Annotated in this window: 16 protein-coding genes; 8 read left to right on the top strand and 8 right to left on the bottom strand. The window is 38.4% G+C overall.

All coding sequences use genetic code 11. From position 1 onward, the window contains the following. Positions 1–9: 9 nt before the first annotated feature. Positions 10–1,710 carry a hypothetical protein gene (locus ACK2WI_RS03925; protein ID WP_409149850.1) on the top strand — a complete coding sequence of 567 codons (1,701 nt, stop codon included), beginning with the start codon at positions 10–12 and terminating at the stop codon, positions 1,708–1,710. 345 nt (positions 1,711–2,055) lie between these two features. Here the strand turns inward: ACK2WI_RS03925 and ACK2WI_RS03920 are convergent, their stop codons facing one another. Further along, entirely contained in the window at positions 2,056–2,349 is a 294-nt protein-coding gene (locus ACK2WI_RS03920; RefSeq protein ID WP_409149849.1) for a metallophosphoesterase, read from the bottom strand. 376 nt (positions 2,350–2,725) lie between these two features. Between ACK2WI_RS03920 and ACK2WI_RS03915 the strand changes: the two genes are divergently transcribed. After that, on the top strand, positions 2,726–2,908 hold the full coding sequence (locus ACK2WI_RS03915) for a hypothetical protein (RefSeq protein WP_409149848.1): 183 nt from the start codon (positions 2,726–2,728) through the stop codon (positions 2,906–2,908). Positions 2,909–3,657: 749 nt separating this feature from the next. On the opposite strand, the gene ACK2WI_RS03910 is transcribed toward ACK2WI_RS03915, so the two are convergent. Next, entirely contained in the window at positions 3,658–4,047 is a 390-nt protein-coding gene (locus ACK2WI_RS03910; protein WP_409149847.1) for a helix-turn-helix domain-containing protein, read from the bottom strand. Between the two features lie 1,093 nt (positions 4,048–5,140). Here ACK2WI_RS03910 and ACK2WI_RS03905 point away from each other — a divergent pair. The 3 genes from ACK2WI_RS03905 to ACK2WI_RS03895 are packed head-to-tail and all read left to right on the top strand — an operon-like array spanning position 5,141 to position 11,233. Beyond that, the gene (locus ACK2WI_RS03905) at positions 5,141–6,664 is read left to right on the top strand and encodes a TlpA family protein disulfide reductase (protein WP_409149846.1); all 1,524 of its coding nucleotides are present in this window, start codon (positions 5,141–5,143) and stop codon (positions 6,662–6,664) included. Positions 6,665–6,675: 11 nt separating this feature from the next. Next, a complete protein-coding gene (locus ACK2WI_RS03900; RefSeq protein ID WP_409149845.1) occupies positions 6,676–9,864 on the top strand; it encodes a SusC/RagA family TonB-linked outer membrane protein in 3,189 nt (1,062 codons plus the stop codon). 4 nt (positions 9,865–9,868) lie between these two features. Next, entirely contained in the window at positions 9,869–11,233 is a 1,365-nt protein-coding gene (locus ACK2WI_RS03895; RefSeq protein ID WP_409149844.1) for a RagB/SusD family nutrient uptake outer membrane protein, read from the top strand. 83 nt (positions 11,234–11,316) lie between these two features. Here ACK2WI_RS03895 and ACK2WI_RS03890 read toward each other — a convergent pair whose 3' ends face one another. The 5 genes from ACK2WI_RS03890 to ACK2WI_RS03870 all read right to left on the bottom strand — a co-directional run bounded on the left by ACK2WI_RS03890 (position 11,317) and on the right by ACK2WI_RS03870 (position 14,975). Continuing rightward, positions 11,317–11,646: a hypothetical protein gene (locus ACK2WI_RS03890; protein ID WP_409149843.1), complete on the bottom strand. Its 330-nt coding sequence runs from the start codon at positions 11,644–11,646 to the stop codon at positions 11,317–11,319. Between the two features lie 101 nt (positions 11,647–11,747). Next, on the bottom strand, positions 11,748–12,245 hold the full coding sequence (locus ACK2WI_RS03885) for a MauE/DoxX family redox-associated membrane protein (protein WP_409149842.1): 498 nt from the start codon (positions 12,243–12,245) through the stop codon (positions 11,748–11,750). A 103-nt stretch (positions 12,246–12,348) separates the two neighbouring features. Beyond that, positions 12,349–13,320, bottom strand: a complete 972-nt coding sequence (locus ACK2WI_RS03880; RefSeq protein WP_409149841.1) for a helix-turn-helix transcriptional regulator — start codon at positions 13,318–13,320, stop codon at positions 12,349–12,351. 13 nt (positions 13,321–13,333) lie between these two features. Further along, positions 13,334–14,017 carry an ATP-binding protein gene (locus ACK2WI_RS03875; RefSeq protein ID WP_409149840.1) on the bottom strand — a complete coding sequence of 228 codons (684 nt, stop codon included), beginning with the start codon at positions 14,015–14,017 and terminating at the stop codon, positions 13,334–13,336. Positions 14,018–14,033: 16 nt separating this feature from the next. Then, entirely contained in the window at positions 14,034–14,975 is a 942-nt protein-coding gene (locus ACK2WI_RS03870) for an AvrD family protein (RefSeq protein WP_409149839.1), read from the bottom strand. A gap of 209 nt (positions 14,976–15,184) precedes the next feature. Between ACK2WI_RS03870 and ACK2WI_RS03865 the strand changes: the two genes are divergently transcribed. Both ACK2WI_RS03865 and ACK2WI_RS03860 read left to right on the top strand, forming a co-directional pair. Beyond that, positions 15,185–16,162, top strand: a complete 978-nt coding sequence (locus ACK2WI_RS03865; RefSeq protein WP_409149838.1) for a helix-turn-helix domain-containing protein — start codon at positions 15,185–15,187, stop codon at positions 16,160–16,162. Positions 16,163–16,213: 51 nt separating this feature from the next. Beyond that, entirely contained in the window at positions 16,214–17,332 is a 1,119-nt protein-coding gene (locus tag ACK2WI_RS03860; RefSeq protein ID WP_409149837.1) for a hypothetical protein, read from the top strand. 376 nt (positions 17,333–17,708) lie between these two features. Here ACK2WI_RS03860 and ACK2WI_RS03855 read toward each other — a convergent pair whose 3' ends face one another. After that, a complete protein-coding gene (locus tag ACK2WI_RS03855; protein WP_313258262.1) occupies positions 17,709–18,179 on the bottom strand; it encodes a JAB domain-containing protein in 471 nt (156 codons plus the stop codon). A 349-nt stretch (positions 18,180–18,528) separates the two neighbouring features. Between ACK2WI_RS03855 and ACK2WI_RS03850 the strand changes: the two genes are divergently transcribed. After that, a complete protein-coding gene (locus ACK2WI_RS03850) occupies positions 18,529–18,969 on the top strand; it encodes a hypothetical protein (RefSeq protein WP_409149836.1) in 441 nt (146 codons plus the stop codon). Positions 18,970–19,008 lie beyond the last annotated feature (39 nt).

The raw sequence follows: 19,008 nt of genomic DNA, 5'->3' as shown, positions 1-19,008 counted from the left end.
TTTTAATATATGGCGAGTACTGTTACCATTGCATTAACTCTTGAATACAATCATATTTTTGATGATACACCTAATCATGTTACCGATTATTTACATGGATTAAACAAAAGTGACTTAATTAAGTCATTTGTATTTCTTATTACTAAACAACGTGAGGGACTACATTTTGGAGAGATTTTACAAATGTTTTTCTCGGATGGGAATCTTGAGTTTAGCAAACACATTTATACAAAATTTCGAGAGTTAAATAAGCAGTATCAGTTTATAAGAATTCTTTCTGCATTAACTTTATATCGATTATGTGAGTTATCCATAGAGTTGGATGGTGAAGAAAAGGAAGTTAGTAAAGAAGAGTTTGAAAGAAATGTATTTTTGGCAATCCTGGTTCAGAATCAAGAAAATTCAATATTAGAAACCAAAGCAGGTAAATTTAAAGAAGAATACAAAGACATTGAATTAGCGGCAATGTTATTTTCTCAATCATTTCCATATTTTGAATTAGTAAATTTTTCTTTAAAAAATGTCGTCTCGACTCAAATCATTAGGTCAATTTATTTGTTAGAATTTTTAGCGAATGGCGATGAAATATGCAGAAATCTCTTGCGAGATTTTTGTAGTAATTATGGTTTTGATGATTGGAGAGATTACATTAAAGGTCATCTTGCCTTGATAATTCCCATAATTTCGAAATCTCAGAAGGCTCACACTGAACTTTTTATTGAGCAAAACGATAATTATGAGGCAAACTGTAATTTTCTTGACAAATTAACAATAAGAGATTTGGAATCAGTTAGTGATTATGATTTTATTAAGTTGAGAGCTGCTCCTTTATATAAATTTGAGATGGGGCATTACTTAATAATATCAGATTTATTTGTAGCTGAAACTTTATTTAAAGGTGTTTTTTTTAAATTGTCAGAGATTAATAGTAAGAATGCAATAGTTGGAAAACCAAATCTTCCTAATTTTAGGAGTTTTTATTGTGATAATTTTTCGGAAAGGCATCTTTTGTATTCAATACTTGATGACATTTATTCTTCTTATATTTCTCTTAGTGGTAGTCAAATAAAAAATATTTCAGGAATTGATGCGGAGCCAGATTATTATGTAAGAAATGGCAAATATTTATATCTTTTTGAATCAAAAGATATTTTAATAAATAAGACTATCAAAGGATCTTATGATTTCAATTCGTATGAGCCTGAACTTAGGAAAAGATTACACAAAGGAGTTACTCAGTTGGCTAAAAATATCGTTAGATCGTTAAGTAAGGATTTTAAATTTGATACAAACTATAAGGAAAATAGGTTGATTATTAATCCCATTATTATTGTTCATGATAGGTGTTATGACACTACTGGATTGAATAAGATAATAAACTTTTGGTTTCATGAAGAACTTAAGAAATTGAAAGAGAATGGTTTTATGATAGAAAATGTAAGGCCTATTACAATAATAAATATTGACACTATAATCCTTTTACATACCCAACTTAAAGGTAGGAGGATTTCTTTGGATGATCTAATTGTCCGGTATCATTATAAAATGACTATGAAAAAAAAGCAATATAGGAATGAAGAACATCTCCATCAAGCATACAAAGACACCATGATTTCTTTTACCCATTTTGCAGAATCATTTATTTCACCATTGAAAGTTCATCCAAAATTGACAGAACTGAAAATTGAATTATTTCCGGATAATAAATAGCTAGACCTAATCTTGGCAATTTGAATTTTTAAAATTAAATATTGTCTATATTTTAAATTTTTTGTCCCATAAGGATCAATATTCTTAATATTTGCCTAATAAAATTATACCTTTAATTTAGGGAATGATTAATTACTTCTGATTGCCAATATTCATTTGAATGGATATCCATAATAGTTAGCTTACCATTAAGACTTGCTCCTGTATCTAAGTTGGTTATTTCATATGCAATCCTTGGGGCTGTTGTGTTCCACATAATGTAATCTCTGTTTTTTAAAAAGATCTTATGGCTTTCAGGAAAATCACCTACATTTTAAGACGTCTTAAATCCTTTTCCGCTTTTAATTATTTTCCTTTTGGATTGACATTGTTCCAAGTAAGATTCAAGTTTGGACAAACCACCATGATTCCATGAAACTGGTTGGTAAACTGTAAAAAAAACTGACTTAACCAAACGTCATGATTTACTTTTATAGTAATTAGATTTTTTATTTTCAATAGCACTTCAACGCATTCAAATACGCCTAGATTTCCATCGGCCACATCACCTAATTGAATTAAAGTTTCATTCTTATGATTAAAGTTGGAGCGCTCCAAACACTGGATTAATGCGTGATACGACCCATGTATATCTCCCATAACAGAATTCTTTTTTGCTTCTTTTTGATATTTTATTTTACTATAGAATAACAAAAATTCAATGTTCCTGTTGAGCAAAATATGCAAAAAGGAACAACATTAGAGTTAAAGCCTTGGGTGTTTGTAGTTTGTTGATTTGGTGAAAGGATCTTCATTGTTGAATTCAAATTTAAAACTGGTCGAATATGTTTGTCGAAATTCTTCTGAAGTCGCCTAATACTAACCTTACAATATCTTTGTTTTGTGATTATTGATCTATGTCCAAGCATTTTTCTAACGTCTTCTAACGGCATTTTTAGATTTAACATGATATCTGCGAATTTGTGGCGGTAGACTTTCCTGTTTCGACAAGCCGACCTGCAAAAAAGCAATGAATATGAATTTTAACCACAAAAAGGTTTCAGTTAGTCGGGCGATTACGATATTAGCAAAAAATAGCATTGAAGTCGACTATGATGAAGCGACAGTTATAGTAGACTTTCTTTCTCTTATTGCGAAAAATCATACAAAAGAGATAGAAGAAAAGACACCGAAACCCCAAGGAGAAATCGAACTTTAGAAAAAACAGTGTTTTGAAGTCTTAAAGTTCGTTTTTTAGAGGATAGTAGGTTGGCTTACCTGTTTTGGACCTGTCTTTACTATTTCTATATGGTTGCATTTATCCGCTCGTATTGCTCTTCTTATTTGGTCAAATATAGTTTTGTGAATTATTTGGTCGAGTAATGTTTTATGAAATTAGTACTTCAAAAATTTTATTTGCAGAAATGGGTTGACTTTCAAAAGTAAGTATTTGAATGATTTTGTCTAATATATGAGGCATAATAGGTCTTAAAAACAACTTCTCTTATTTGGTCTTGTTTGAGGTATAGCATTAACCTGTATCTACAATCCCTTTTTATGTTTTCTTGCTAAATGTGTTGTTTTTGCAAATTCTTCTGACTTATTATAATATAAATTATACTATGCAAAAACTTCACGGAGTAGTTTAATATTTACATTTATTGAGTTAAGTAGTTCAAACCAAATTCGCATATGTTCGGACCACAATCTTTAACATCTACATTTACTGTTTTCGAAAAATAGAGATCAGATCTAATCAGTTTAGCAATTTCAGTAATGTCTTGACGTCTTTCAGGACTGTCCATTTCAAATAATCTTTCCGATATCTCTGTATTGGTCCAGTCCTAGATCTTTATTGAGTCATTATACTGAAGCCCATACAGCTTTCTAATATATAACTTAATAAAAACAATCGTAAAGAGTAAGCAGAAAAAGGGTCCAACCGTTAATTTATTAATTATCCCTTGGCTATTCATTTTTAGGTATGGGATCAGAAAGAATTATTTTTTTTAGTTCAGATTTAACGGTTCTCGATTTCCTAACTCCAGATTCAATCGTTTTAGTAACTTCGATTATTAAAGTAACCTTGTCATGAGTTGGTGTTGGAAAATCGAATAACTTAGAAACAGACGTATAATTAAATGCCTTTGCAATTAGTGCTAAATGCCTAATTGAATATTTATGGCGCTCTGTGAGGTTCTCTACATTTCCAACAAAACTGACAGCGACTCCCATTTTCTTACTCAAAAACTGCTGTGTCCAATTTTTCTTCTCCCGAAGAGACTTTACATGGTCAATAAGCAAAAAATCAAGTTGCGACATGTCTTTTTCAAGAATTTCAATTATGTATTCTGACATTATTATTATTATTATTTAAACCAACATGTTGGTTTTAAAAATATTTTTTGTTATATTTGATTTGTATTAAAAAGCGAACAGATTAAGTAGACTAATTATAAGTCGCTTATAAGATGTTTTGCTCGCCCACATTCCGCCAGAATCACCAGCGAGTTAAGCCTTGAGTTCGCCTATTAACTGGATTTCTCATATATTTACAATATATAAGTCCAGTATGGCGTCCTCTTGAACTTGGTGGTTCTTACGACTTTTGGTTGTGAGCGGCGCTGGCGGCGTCGAAATGTGGTCAAGCTGAGAGAGGTTCGTCTACTGGCATTTTTTATTTGCCTTCGGTAAACTTTTACTTCCAAGCTTTCTGAGTAAACATCGTTTCATAAACCATATAAACATTATGATACGATTTAAAACCACACCAAAAAAACACCCAGACCCGATCCATGATCGACGTCAGCGATTTTCCCGTAAACAACAAACAAAGAACATTTTCTGCAGTCCCGAATAAAATAGAATTTAGGAAAAGGAAGATAAGTGGTCACAGACGTGTCTAAAAAAAACATCAAACCACAATGTGCTGGAGATTAAATATCCATGCGATATAAAATTATCACCGGGTTAAACTCTTTTCTACCTCTTTTCCTAACCGACCTTCAATAACCTGACACGTATGATTATGCGGAAATAAATGGTTCGGTAGTTTTTATTTTATTCTGACCCAATAAATCTAACTATTCTTTTCCAATTCCGCAAAACGATTGTAGTCATCATTACCCCTAATTAGGAGTGGAGGTCGGTTCTATTAATTTTAACCAGTAGATAATACCTAAAAAATGAAGAATTTTTATTGGGGAAGGAGAGAACTGTACTGTTGATTCCCCATGTTTTTGAGGTAGAAATAGTCTTTAAACCAGTCAAATACTTAAAATCTTGTTTCATAAGTTGTTTGGTCATCCATATAGGGCGCAGTTTAGATAACTTCTGTGCCCTTGGGTTTTAAAGATTCACTTATCTAAAATACAAATTAGTAGGTGTAAAAGGAATTACCCTCTCAAATGAAGAAGTAAAAATTTACCCAAAAAAATATAAACCAATAATTATGAATACACTATTTAAAAACAAATCGCCAATTAAAAGCTTAGTTTATCTAAAGCTAAACCTAAAATCTTATACACCGAGTAGTCGAATAACTAGGTACTATCTGAGGATCATATTCTTATTCACTTCAATTCAATTTATTTCATTCGGCTATGGACAGATAAAAGAGCCATTCCCAAGACCATCTGAACATTCGCTATACTTAGGTGACGATATACCAGAGGAATTCTTTGCTCAGGCCCATAACACCATTGATTTAAAGTCAGGGAAGAATTCAACCGTTACTTTTTCATCATATAAGGAAAAACTTATCATCTTGGACTTTTGGGCTTCCTGGTGTATGCCATGTTTGGGATCCCTGAAACATCTTGATGAGATACAAGATAGTTTAGATAGCTCAAAGGTGAAGGTTATTCCCGTTGCCTATCAGGATATCGAGGAGATCAAACCTATCATAGAACGATTCGGATGGCGTCATGAATCCATCCTTAGTGATTCTATTTTGGGATCGTACTTTCCGCATTCAGCGTTACCACATATGGTTTGGATAAAAGATGGAAAAGTCGTAGCCATGCCAGCAGCCAATTATGCGACCATCGAAAATATCAATAAAACCATTAATGGTAAAAGTGCACAAATGATCCATCAATTGGATGTTAGGTATCTGGATTATAATTTGTCGCTGTTTCGAAATAAAGAAGTCCATACAACATTGAAATATAAGGATGAGTTCTTAACTATTGGGGGATATGTACCTGGATTTGCCTCTGAGATGATCAGACGCACGGACACAAAGGATAGCGTATTTATCACGATGGTCAATCTACCGCTTGAAAACATCCTATACGATAGTTTTCATAGCAAAATTTCTCCTCACCTTGAACTTTTTTCTGGCGGTCTTAAGATTGATGTAGATTCTACGCAACTTGGACACTTCTTATCGTCGAGGCCAAATTTCGCCTCTGATGCAGACTACCAAAAAGATCTTAAAGTCTTACAATGGAACGAGAAGGAGCTGCTGACCTTGGATTTCAGGCTGCCGAAAAGTTATAGTGAAAAGGAAATAGGTGATCTGCTCAGAGCTAGCTTGAAGTCGTTTGTACTTCAACAATTCGATATTATTCTGAAGATTGAAGATACAGCCCCCAAAAAGATTCCAGTAATGAAAGCAATCGTTAGTGAAGACAGTTTAAAAATTCTGTTTCAAAGACCTCTTTCCTCTAAAAATAGAGCAGCCTTTATTCAATATCCATCGCATCCTTCTGCTAGGGAGAAATTCAATTTAGTAGTGTCTTATTTATTGGGTAAGGTAAGCGACCGTAAAATGGATTTCCACGGGATCACTGATCAATCGGAATTTGCAAACTTTGATGGATTTAGATTTGAATTTCCACGAGACCTTTTCGAGAGAAAATCCCTATCGTTCGAGGAGGTTGAGCGTTTTCTGAATTCCTACGGAATGACTACTGAATTTCACCATTTCAAATTACCCTATCTGAGAATCACCACTATTTCCCAAAATTAAGTTAAAGGAACATGAAAAATATATACAAAATTGTGTGCTTGATCTTATTGTTCCAAAGTGGAAGGATATTAGCTCAAGAATCGCTTGAAGGAAGAGTAGTCAACAAAATGGGAGAGGGAATCGGTTTTGTCTCATTGGAGTTAATGCCATCGGGTATTAGAACCGGAACTGATGCATCAGGAAAGTTCTTTCTTTCAAAAGATGGGGTCCAACAAATTCGGTTTTCAAGGCAGGGGTTTAGGAGTTTTTCCAGAAGTATAGGAAATACGCTGAATTTAGGGGATATCGTCATGGATTCACTGACAAACCAGATTGAAGAGGTGGTTATTAATACGGGCTATGCAGTACAAGAGCAACTTAACAGTACAGGTTCGATCGTTCACCTTAACAATGAATTACTGAATCTTTCGAGCGGTAGCAATATCATTGATAGGCTCGAAGGTATCACCAGTGGATTACAATTTGATAGGCGACTTGATATGGGGGAGAAAACATATAGTCCATCATTGAGGATGCGCGGTCTGGGATCAATCAATAGTGCCACGCAACCCTTAATTATACTCGATGATTTTCCTTATGATGGCGATCTTAATTCCATTAACCCTTCCGATATCGAATCGGTTACGATCTTAAAGGATGCTTCAGCATCAGCAATTTGGGGAGCGAAAGCTGGAAATGGCGTAATCGTGCTAACCAGCAAGCGTGGGGCACGAAATGAAGGGTTTAAAATTAACCTGAATACCAATTGGATCATTGGTGAAAAACCAGATCTGTATTATGATCCAAGTAGATTAAATGCTTCTACCACAATGGAGTTGGAAGAGTATTTATATGGTCTGGGCAATTATTCGTTTAATGATAGAACATTCATTCCTGATTATGTATCCCTAATGTCAAAAAGAGATAAAGGTGAAATTAGTCAATCTGAATTCGACCTGTCAGAATCAAAGATGAGAAACAGTGACATCCGGGAGGATGCCTTACGATACCTCTATCAACCTGAACAATCCTATCGTGGATTTCTTTCTCTGTCAGGAAAAACAGAACGTCATAATTACCGTTCTTCCTTCGGATGGGAAAAGAATTATGCAACAATAATAGGAAATGAATCTCAACGTACAACACTAACACTATTCGATCGGTACGAAATTACTCCTGCATTTTCAGTGTATTCGGACATCCAACTTGGGTTATTAAAATCAAATAATAATGGCTATGGGATTGATCGACTCACTAGTAGTGGAAGCCCAGCATCTACTTACACAGTGTTTTTCAATGAAGATGGCACACCAAAAGGACTAAATTATCAATATAACCATAGTTACATCAATCGAGCAGAGGAAATTGGCCTCTTGAATTGGTCTTTTAATCCGATTACAGATCGGGATCTCCGAAATTTAGAACAGGTAAGCCATAATGTTCAGTTAGGATTTGGATTGGAATATCGGATACTTAAAGGACTAGAACTCACCCTGAAATATAGATATCAAAACCAATTGGGAAACCGTCGGAATTTCTTCAAAGAAGAAAGTTATTTTGTACGAAACCTAGTCAATATGTATACGCAAGCTGACGGTACGCGGATTATTCCGCATGGAGGTATTAAGGAAGGCAATATGCAGAAGGATGAATTTCAGAACGCCCGTATTCAGTTCAACTATAACCAAACTTTTGGAACTGAACATAAAATGCAATTGCTCGGTGGATCTGAAATCAACCATCAACGATACATCAACGAAGCAGGTTACCGTTTTTATGCATACGATGAAAACAATCTCACACACATCGATATTCTAAATTTCAATTCGATGTATCCCTTGAGACCTACAGGTGCTGGTTTTATTCCGACTGGAGGATTTGTAGAAAGCCAGAGGACCAATCGGTTTATATCTCATTATATCAATGGAGTATATCAGTTTAAACAGAATCATATTTTAAGTGCCAGTCTTCGATGGGATGCCTCGAATCTTTTCGGCGTGAAAACCAATCAGCGCAGAGTTCCATTATGGTCAATTGGCCTTTCGGAGAATTTGTTGCCTTATTTTCATCTGGCGGATAATAGCATTGGTCTGTTAAGGCTTAGAGGAAGCTATGGAGTGAGTGGAAATATCAATAATACGATCAGTAGTTTACCAACCATGAGGCTAGAAAATTTCGATTTTATCAGTGGCTTGCCCTATGGAATCCTGACCAGTGCAGGCAATCCTTCCCTGCGGTGGGAGAAACTCACAACCTTTAATTTAGGTTTAGATTTTGCCATGTTTTCCAATCGTTTGAGGGGGAGCTTGGATTTTTACAATAAGAATGGTAAAGATCTGATAGGTCCTGACTTTTTGGATCCCACTTCGGGAATTATATCACAGGACGGGAGCTATCTAATTGATAATCGGATAAATTATGCGGATTTGAACTCAAAGGGTATAGATCTTTCGCTGTCTTTTAATGCACTAAATAAGGACGATTTTTCTTGGACAGTAGATTTATTATGGAGTTATACTTTCAACCGTATACTAAATTATAAGGCAAGCAAATCGGCAGTTGGCTCGAATTACATCAGTGGCACTTTACCCAAGGAAGGATTCTCTAAGGATGCGCTATTTTCTTGGAAATATAATGGTTTAGACCCATCCAGTGGCCAGCTTATCACCCCTGCAGGAGACATGGATTACTCTGGGTATTATCGAAACGCTAAGTTTGAGGATCTTCTGCAGACAGGACTTGCATTTCCACCCTATCAAGGCTCGGTACGAAATTCGTTTCGATTCAAAAGATTGACATTGAGCGCTCTGCTGGAATGGAAGAATGGTTTCAATTTCCGACGAAGTAGCATAGACTATACTAGACTGTTGAGCAGTGCAACAACTCACGTCGATTATGAAAATAGGTGGAAGCAAGCAGGAGACGAGCTGATAACACAAATTCCGTCATTTCCTAAAACTAGGAATAGCTCTCGCGATGCACTCTTTACAGGGTCTGAAGTACTAATTGAAAAAGGTGATTTTTTGAGACTTTCGAGTCTAAATCTCAGTTATCGATTTAAGTCAGCTCGCCATACCAAATTTGAAATGAATGGTATTCTTCAAGTGCAAAATGTAGGAATTCTTTGGCGAGCTAATAATAAGGGCATAAATCCTGGATCTGTCAGGTCGACCTATCCCCGTCAACGAACATATACATTGGGTTTACAATTTGAATGGTAAGATTATGAAAACTTTAAAAATATTACTGCTATGCCTGATCACTTTGCAGGGTTGTGATTCATCGTTTCTCGACGTTAAAATGGATCAAGCGATGGAAGTCCCAACAACACTAGATGATTTTGATCTTTTGCTAGCAAACAATTCGATATTATGCCATAGCTCAGGTCACCTGATAGGAAGCGTATCAGGCGAGGAGTTTCATCTTTCTCAGAACTCCTATGATCTGATAACAAGACCTGAAGAACAAGCTGCCTATTTATGGGAAGCTGATGACTTTTACGGTCGGGAGTCCACAGATTGGAACTATCCCTTTCAACGTGTTCTCTATTGCAATATTATTTTGGAGGGAATGAAAAAGATCCAACGAAATGAAATCAATTCGGAAGAATATGATAAGATAAAAGGTGAAGCGTTATTTCACCGGGCAAATGCCTTTTTTATGCTATCCCAACTTTTTGCAGCACCATTTGGTGACGCAGATCATGCCGACTTTGGTATTCCAATCCCCCTAACTCCCGATCCATCATGGGTTTCACAGCGAAGCAGTGTCGAGGCGACCTATCATCAGATCGAAAAGGATCTCTTGGAAGCCAAAGATCTACTTACTATAACATCGGAGAACATCTATCGTCCTAATAAAATAGCTGTACTTGGTCTTTTAGCACGTTTGAATCTTTTCACAGGCGAATATTCCTCAGCCTTGTCGTTTGGCAAAGAAGCTCTTGCTTTTAAGGATGACCTGATCAACTTTAATACGCTAATACCTGCGAACGAAAACTACAGCTTTCCCATGCATGGAAACGGTAACGTAGAAATTATCTTTTACGACTGTTCCTACACTGGACTAATGTTCTATGAGGATAAATACCGCGTTAATGGATCCTTGTTCGGTGAGTATAAGGAAAATGATCTCCGAAAAAAATATTTCTTTCAATCAAAACTTGACGGCCATTCCTATAAAGGTTCCTATGTTGGAAACCTCAATTTTTTCACTGGTATTGCTACGGATGAACTATATCTGATTGTTGCTGAATGTGAAATTAGGACCAACAGGATTCAAGCTGGTATCGAAAAATTAAATGAACTTTTGAAAAATAGAACGCAGGAAGGTTTATTTGTTCCGTTAGGTGAGCTGGAGCAAAGCGTTGCTTTGGAAGTTGTGTTAAATGAACGTAGGAAAGAATTAATCAATCGAGGATTAAGATGGAGTGACCTTCGGCGGCTTAACTTTATTGACAACAGGGATATTTCATTGCAAAGAACCCTAGCCGGGAAGGAGTATAACATGTCAGGTAAGGACAAAAGGTTTACGTTTCTAATTCCCAACAATGTTATTGAGAAATCTTCAGTTACTCAATTCAATAGGTAATAAGACAAAAACATAACCAGAAAGAATTCAATCAAAACTATTGAACTAACTTTCTGGTTACGTTTATGCATTTTTAAATAAGCTTATGGTTTATAGGTCCTTGAAGTCTCTGTGACCCCTGGCAGGAGCTTAGCTTCTTCTACTGTCTTTTCCTCCAAATCCTCATTGTTCTGATTGTTGAATTGGATGGCGCAGCGAACAGGGTTTGTTGGAGTAAAACAGGTATTGCTTTGCGAAGGATCCATGGTGATGGCACCAACAACGTCATCTGCTGGTGTGGCACCTTGAGATGAAATAAGATGCCAATTGAGTGAAAATTTAGCTTTAGCGAAACTAAAGGTACCATAACCTAGAGAAAGCATAATTGCAAATACAGTAATAAAATGCTTTTTAACATAAATTAGATTTTTCATTTTTTTTTTTAAATTTAATTGAACGATCAGTGATTGAGTTCTTAACTCACTTAAATTTTAAGATTAATTTTTATAGACCTTTTGGCTGGCCTGCCTCGGAATTAGAATCCTAGATTCTTTTTCGGAAGATTGATATCATTTGAAATATTTTTTGCGGAATGCAGATCTCGGGTATTCTTTCGTGAGATACGCTTTTCAAGTTGCAATCCAATTAAACTGATCAATAGAAAAATGCAGTTTAGAACCAGATGAACTTCCCAACTCAGATGTTGAAATACTAATCCACATCCACAAGGTAAATTTTCAGGTTTTCCTAATAATGCAACTGCGACATAAGTAGTAAATATTATCATCAGTAGACCAGAGAGATAGAACCCAACTATCCTGTATTTTTTAAAGAGGAAAAATAGAGCTGTAATAACTTCTAAGAAGGGAAGCATATAAGCTAACATGGCGCCCAATCGATCATTAAAAGGCTGTTGAATCATTGCACTTTTAAAAAGTTCAAAGTGCAAGATCTTATCAAGGCTCACCGGGATCCACATGGCTAGAAGGATCAGAGTGCAAATGTAATAGGCATAGTGGGTGGTAGCTTTCATGGCACATTCAATGAATTTAGATAAGCAAAGTTATTTGCTAAAAGCCTGTGAATGCAGCCGTTTTCCGACTAATTGTGCCGTGTTAAATTTCGCATAAAGTCCCTTATTCAGGCTGATTGTTCTTTCGAAATTCGGAAAGGGTAGAACCAGTATAGGCCTTAAATGTCCGATTGAGCGAATGCACATCACTAAATCCTACATTTAAGGATATTTCCAATAAGCTTTGATCGGTGGACATCAGTAATTGCTTGACCCGATCTATTTTTTTATTCCTGATGTACCTTGAAGGTCCAATATGAAGATAGAAACTAAATAGTTTTTCAAGTTTGCGCCTGGTTATCGGAAAGTCTCGAACCAGATCAGATACCCTGATTGATTGTTGGTTTTTCAAAGATGAATCGATGGTTAGAATGATATTATGTACCAATTTCTTTTCTTCGGAGAAACGATCTCTTCCTTGTATCAAACCCTTGAATGTGGAAAGGAGCTTGCTAAGTTGAATCAGTATAAATTGAGTTTGGTGGGCTTGTTGTTTGAGTGAGTTTGGATGCAATTTGGAAAGTTCACTTCGGTATTTGGTATCCATGAGACAGGTCTGAAAGGATTCCAATGTTTCCTTGCTCCTAGTGATGAATTGCAACAGAACGGGAAACTGGTTTGCAAATAAGACGCTGACATCGTGCGCGAAACTGATTACTCGAAAGGCATGCTTTCCTGGTGAAAAGGCTGCCTGATATTCTCCAGGCCTGATATAAAAGAAAACACAGTGTCCTTCTTCCACTAAAATGCTTTCCTTTAAATCTTCCATTGAATAATTGGCTTTGCCTTGAAAAAATGAAATAAGTACATAACAAGCATGTTGAGATAGAATTGATATCACACATTTTTTGTCGGTCTCAAGGAGATATTGATCGACCAAGACAGATTGGCAATTGAAATTTTCCTGAACGAGTTCTATTTTGTCGGACCAATGACGAATCTTTTGATAGTTAGATTCCTCAAAAGACTCTGAGGGCACTCCTACGAGTAGCTCCCGCATCATTCCTTTATCATTATTAAAAAGCTCGAACTTCATATTGTCAATCCTGTTACTCTAAAGAAATTCTATCAAAATTTTGTTTTTTGAGCTCTATGGCGAACTGAATGGCATGATCCAACGAAATCAAAGGTTCTAAATTTAGATAGTTTAATATTTGCGCTAATCGCTCATGTATAGTTCCAAATATGATTACAGGAGAAATTTCCAGCTCATTGTAGCATGCCAACAGCCTTTCCTCAGAAACCTTTCGGAAACGCTCCGAGGTAGGACGATGTCCATCCTCCACAAACGGAAATTCTATTGGTAGATGAAAGAAGATGTCATAACTGTTCTTTGCATAGGTCTTAGCCATCTTTTCAAAACCAGCCAGCAACAGCTCAAAATCTTGATATTGGCGAAAATTCTTGAGTTTCTTCCACAGCATGGTCCAATTATTCTCCTCGGGGTAAGCACCGGTGATCAACCTGGTGCTACCATAGAGCCATTCCTGCAGTGGACAGCCGTCGCTGATGAAGCCAGTGGACAATCCAGCTTCGGCATGCACGCGCCGCTCAAAGCGTTCCATCCCCAAACGAAGCAACTGTGCATAGGAACAATCCTTTAGCGAGGTGCCCGGAAATAACCAAGGAAGGATCTCACGCATGGTTGGGGCATGGGTCGTTGGAATCCCGGTAGCTAGTGAAAGGGCGAGTGTGAGGCTGGTCTTTCCGGTGCAGTAGGTCCCGCTGATCACGATGCGTGGCTTATGTTCAGGGCATCTCATGGCAAATCTTAAATTTTGCATCCATGTTTCCCATCTGGCTCATGAGCGAAACGGTCTGCCAAGCTTTCCCGCGCAGCATGGTCTGCTGGCGGAGGTCGAACTGCAGATCAACGCGGTAACAATCGGATCGGTAGGGTCGCTTAAAGTCGATTTCCATGCTCCGAAGCCAAATATTGGGACAATCCATCCGATCTTTAGACAGAAGGGAATACAGCAGCACCTGCATCAGCTGTCCCGATATCCGAACGCTGTCCAAAGGGCTAAGGGGATTGTCATAGGCACTGAATCCCCAAACATCCGCAGGATACGGTGACGGTCCTGATAATTGGGCAGAAATGGATTCAGTCTGTAGGTCCATGTGGATTTGGTCCAATTCGAGGTTGCGCTGCCTGTAGAGCTCTCGGTGGAGGGAACCTTCTCCAAAAGGCCATAGATCAAAATCCCGAAAATCGATCTGGGTTGGGCCGGGGTGGTCAATAACGATACGCAACTGGGCATTCTGGATCTTTACTTCCAGGCTTGTCAAGCCAATGTTGATCGAATTGAGATCCTGATGGGATTCAGCAATGGATATTTCAAACGGAACGGTCATCCCGCTTGTGATGTCCATTGATTTTTTTATTTGTAGCGTAAGGTTCCGCAGGATGGAACGGTTAATTTCGTGCCTGGTCAGCCGTTTCTGCTTGATGAGTATGCCCTCTGCCAAAAATAGGCCCATGGCAACATATTCCATACTTCCCAAGTGTAGTGCCTGTTGGTTTGGCCTTTGCGGACCATCATAATGAACGGAAAATGATCCTCGGATCTGGTTTTGTCCACCCAGGCTGAAATTGGAAACCTGAAATTGGAACCTGCTGAATCCAAAAGAAAAATAACGGGTATGGGAAGGTCCCAAAATGCTGTTTAAGCTATCAATTGGCTGTATCATGGTTAGCTGTATTGCTTTTAGCTAAAAGTAGGGCAAGGAACGATGATAATTTTGGCGAATGCCGTAAGAGGTCCAGTGACATCCGCTGTTTCTGCAATTATTTAACTGAATAAAATATTTGTTAACCAATGCAGCAAAAAGATTGTGATATTAATTATTAATTTATATTTTGCGAATTCGTCTAGTTTTTGAACCTAAATTTTCCAGTTATGGATATTCAAAAATTGTTATTTGAGGAAATTCGGTCAAGGATTTCCAATCCGGCCTCCTGGTCGAAGGAAATTTCCGAACTGCTGCACCTGGGCAGGGATGCGGTTTACCGCAGGGAGCGTGGTGATGTGCAGCTCACTGCCAGTGAACTAGGGAAGCTCTGCCGCCATTATGGCATTTCGCTGGACAGTTATCTGCTTAGTGACCGGCACAATGTAGTATTTAAGCACACGAGCCTCAACCATCAGGATAGCTATAACTATACCCAATATATCCACCAGCTGCTTCTCCAACTTCAGCACATGGTTTCTTGCGAGCAAAAGGAGATTATCTTCTGTGCCGACGACGTCCCAATCTTCCATTTTATGGAATTTGCCGAGCTAACCTATTTTAAGCTCTACTCCTGGAACCAAGCCGTGCTGAACCTAGGGGTCAGTTATGAGGATTTTGTTTATGAACTCAAAAAGCAGCACCTGGAACCGGTGTTTAAAAACCTACATGAAACCTACTGCAGGATCCCATCCAGGGAAATCTGGTCAAGGGGTACGATCGGGCCAATCTTGGAACTCCTGGAATACCATTATGACATCGGTAGCTTTCGAAATCAGGATAGCATTGGCCTGCTACTGGAGCAGCTCGGCCATCTCATAACGAATCTAAAAAGATGGACCAAAAGGCAGGAAAAACACGAGGGTGTGCACTTTGACCTCTACCTATCGCCCGTTAACCTGGGCATAAGCCAGATGCTGTGCCGATTTGATGGCCAGCAGTCCGTATCGGTCAAGCTCTATACCATCAATAGCATCGCTACTTTGGACATGAGGTACGTTACCGAAACCATTGATTGGATCCGTGGCGTATTGAATAAGTCCAGCTGCCTGAGCAAACTTTCGGAAAAGGAGCGGATCCATTTCTTCAACCATTTGGATGGCTGTATTGATGGCCTGGCCGGTCGAATGAACCTTCCTCAGGCCTGAGCATAGGGATGATTGTCGATTGGAAAAAATTTTTCATGCAGTTCGGTGATTATGGGAAAGGATTTAACGGAAAAATTGATGGCACTGATTGGGTGGTACGATTCCGCTTCAATGTGTGCGAGTGGAGGTGCACTTGAGGATACATCTCTATCAGAAATACTGACCCAAACCGCAAGATCAATCCAACGAATGTACTTCTTACGAAAAAAGCAAAACCAATTTGAAAGGGAATTCAGGAAAGTACGGAATACCATCCTTTATATGTTGAAGAACCTTTCAAAGGAAATTGAACCTGATGGTTTACAAGGCAGGCCTTGCGAATGTGTCAATCTATTGGAGACATTTTTAGGGGAAATCGATGAACGGTTTTCCCAGCATTTGAACGGAAATGATCCCTTGAGCAAACGGATGGTAACGGCGTTCCAAAGGGAGCTTGACGAGTCTTTTGAACCCGCTCAGGTGCCCCTTCCAACCAATGCAGGAGATACTATCGATTTGCTCAAAAAGATCCTCAGTGAACGGTTGGAACGAAATCCTAGCTATGGCGTATTGAAAAAACTGAGAGACTTTATGGATAGATTTAAGCATGTCCCTCAGAGCATCCATCACCCTCCGTTAACCTGGGTCGATGCGAACCTGATCCTGTTGGATTATCGGGATGGGCTATACCTGAGCAGGTTACTCGAAAGGGTTAAAAGAGGAATCGAAAAATCGGACCCCTGTGAGCAGATTTCCTTTATGGAATCTTTTGGGAAATACCTTCTGACACTAAAGAGAATCTCAAGGTTTAACGGCATCAGAAAAAACCGAATGATCGGGTTGTTGGAACAGTTTATCGAAAGGTATTTGTCCTCTGAAGACAAAAAAGGGGTTCGACCTCCATTTCAGGATGGAGTCAAGGCCAAGCAAAGTGGTATGGAGAAAATTACCTGCAACCTTTCTGCTGACCAGCTTGCGCTCATCCTGCGTGCTATGGATGAAAGCCGATTGGTCGGAGCCAAATCCATGAACGCGGTCTTTCGGCAGATCATCCCATTCCTAAGTACCGACCGCAAGGTAAATCTTTCCTATGGAGCGGTCCGCAGCAAAGCGTACTCTCCAGAAGATAGGGACCGACAGGTTGCTGTTGGCCTGCTGGAGAAGATGATCGAAAAGATCCAAAGCTATTGAAATCTGCAATTATCCCTTACTTACTTACTTACTTACTTACTTACTTACTTACTTATTTACTTATTTACTAACTTCATCTCGTTTAAGGACCGAATCAAACGATTTATCCTTTTGAATGTTCTCTGTTCTACCTAAAGATCGGTTCCTATTCCTAAACTTGCTGAAGAAGGGAAGTAATGAGCGGATCAAAGAACATAACTTTCAAACTGGTGGAATCAACATAAACCCCTCAACTGAACTATCATTAAGTTGAAAGCTAGCCTTATTTATCCATGCACAGCGGGTTTGCTTGTAAGTTGTGAATTTTCAAATTCCATAAAAAAAGGCTTATGGAACCTTATCCTATAAGCCTCAATAAGGAGGAGGAAGTCTGTAATTATAGCCTTCCGGAATCCTTGAAAGAATAATAACCATCTGGTGTTATGATCAGATGGTCAAGTACGCGGATGTCCAACAACCGTGCTGCTTGGTCGATCTTCTTTGTGAGCAGGATATCAGGGTCACTGGGAACCAGGTTTCCCGAGGGGTGGTTGTGCACCAGGATCAAAGCTGAGGCATTCGCCTTGAGGGCTGCGGTAAATATCACTTTGGCATCCACTGGGGTGGCATCAATACCACCTGCGGAAACTTGATAGATTCCTAGCACCCTATTTCCCGTATTGAGCAATAGAATCTTAAATTCTTCTGCATACTCTATCCTTTCTGCATTCCAGCAGGTGAGCAGTAGGGAATAAACCTCTTTGGAAGATGTGAGCTTTGGTCTTTGGGAAGGTCGAACTGGGTTTTGGTAAGATATGCGTACTTCGGCAACCTGTTGCCATTCCTGTTGATTTTGTTGAGTTTCCATAGTTTTCAATTTTAAGTTTACGAATGGAATGAATTATGGCATCTGGTGCGGATGAATGGAAGCAAGGGCAAAAAGCAACGGAATAAAGGAAGGGAAGTTGGCTGGGACAGCGTTTATGCCGGAATTTTTTGTTCCGCCACCGACCCGAAGTCCGGACTTCATGGCAGAATTCTTTTCAGGGAGTAAATGATAAAATGGTCGCTCTGGAAACAATTTGGGACGGGAACAGGGAACAGCAGAGGAACAAGAAGAAAGTTGTTCTTTTTTGCCAAGGCGTCAACCGCTTACTTTGATCTTAGGAACGGACAGGTGTCTGTTTATTAGAATGATAACCAATACGTAAAGCGTCATGAAAGAACTGAACTGGAATCACTTTATCTTGCTGGCCATGGCATCGACCATGCACTATTATTTGATTTTGCTGGTCATTTTTTACCGCAGGAGGTTTTTGAGTTTTTTCGAAGGTTCAACTCAGCAATTTACACCTTTTCAAAATACTAGGAATGAACGAGCTGAAGATAGCCAAGAGGATCAAGACAAAGGTTTTCAGGTGGAAATGGAATTGGACCGGTTCTGCCAAAAACTCAGAACGATCTTTAAGCAATCGCGAATCGAGGGTAGTGCAGAAGATCTCCATATAAACATCTTAGGCCTGCTTATGCAATATCCCTTATTATGTCAAGTGGAATTAAGGCCTTCCATCGAGGAAATGATTCTTCAGGAATCCAAGGATATGCAAGGGGAGCTTAGCCAAAAACAGATGGATCGGATCTGGAAATCGATCGCATAAAAATATAGCGGATGTCCCCTCACAGCACCAGCAGCGTTG

The sequence above is a fragment of the Sphingobacterium sp. BS-2 genome, assembly GCF_046161205.1.
GTDB lineage: Bacteria > Bacteroidota > Bacteroidia > Sphingobacteriales > Sphingobacteriaceae > Sphingobacterium > Sphingobacterium mizutaii.
Note: the sequence above shows the minus strand (reverse complement) of the source record. Positions and strands in the feature narration are given on the sequence as shown.

Coding starts and splice junctions, on each gene's coding strand:
- ACK2WI_RS03925 (WP_409149850.1), top strand. CDS start 10: ATGGCGAGTACTGTTACCATTGCATTAACTCTTGAATACAATCATATT.
- ACK2WI_RS03920 (WP_409149849.1), bottom strand. CDS start 2,349: ATGGGAGATATACATGGGTCGTATCACGCATTAATCCAGTGTTTGGAG.
- ACK2WI_RS03915 (WP_409149848.1), top strand. CDS start 2,726: ATGAATTTTAACCACAAAAAGGTTTCAGTTAGTCGGGCGATTACGATA.
- ACK2WI_RS03910 (WP_409149847.1), bottom strand. CDS start 4,047: ATGTCAGAATACATAATTGAAATTCTTGAAAAAGACATGTCGCAACTT.
- ACK2WI_RS03905 (WP_409149846.1), top strand. CDS start 5,141: ATGAATACACTATTTAAAAACAAATCGCCAATTAAAAGCTTAGTTTAT.
- ACK2WI_RS03900 (WP_409149845.1), top strand. CDS start 6,676: ATGAAAAATATATACAAAATTGTGTGCTTGATCTTATTGTTCCAAAGT.
- ACK2WI_RS03895 (WP_409149844.1), top strand. CDS start 9,869: ATGAAAACTTTAAAAATATTACTGCTATGCCTGATCACTTTGCAGGGT.
- ACK2WI_RS03890 (WP_409149843.1), bottom strand. CDS start 11,646: ATGAAAAATCTAATTTATGTTAAAAAGCATTTTATTACTGTATTTGCA.
- ACK2WI_RS03885 (WP_409149842.1), bottom strand. CDS start 12,245: ATGAAAGCTACCACCCACTATGCCTATTACATTTGCACTCTGATCCTT.
- ACK2WI_RS03880 (WP_409149841.1), bottom strand. CDS start 13,320: ATGAAGTTCGAGCTTTTTAATAATGATAAAGGAATGATGCGGGAGCTA.
- ACK2WI_RS03870 (WP_409149839.1), bottom strand. CDS start 14,975: ATGATACAGCCAATTGATAGCTTAAACAGCATTTTGGGACCTTCCCAT.
- ACK2WI_RS03865 (WP_409149838.1), top strand. CDS start 15,185: ATGGATATTCAAAAATTGTTATTTGAGGAAATTCGGTCAAGGATTTCC.
- ACK2WI_RS03860 (WP_409149837.1), top strand. CDS start 16,214: ATGGGAAAGGATTTAACGGAAAAATTGATGGCACTGATTGGGTGGTAC.
- ACK2WI_RS03855 (WP_313258262.1), bottom strand. CDS start 18,179: ATGGAAACTCAACAAAATCAACAGGAATGGCAACAGGTTGCCGAAGTA.
- ACK2WI_RS03850 (WP_409149836.1), top strand. CDS start 18,529: ATGAAAGAACTGAACTGGAATCACTTTATCTTGCTGGCCATGGCATCG.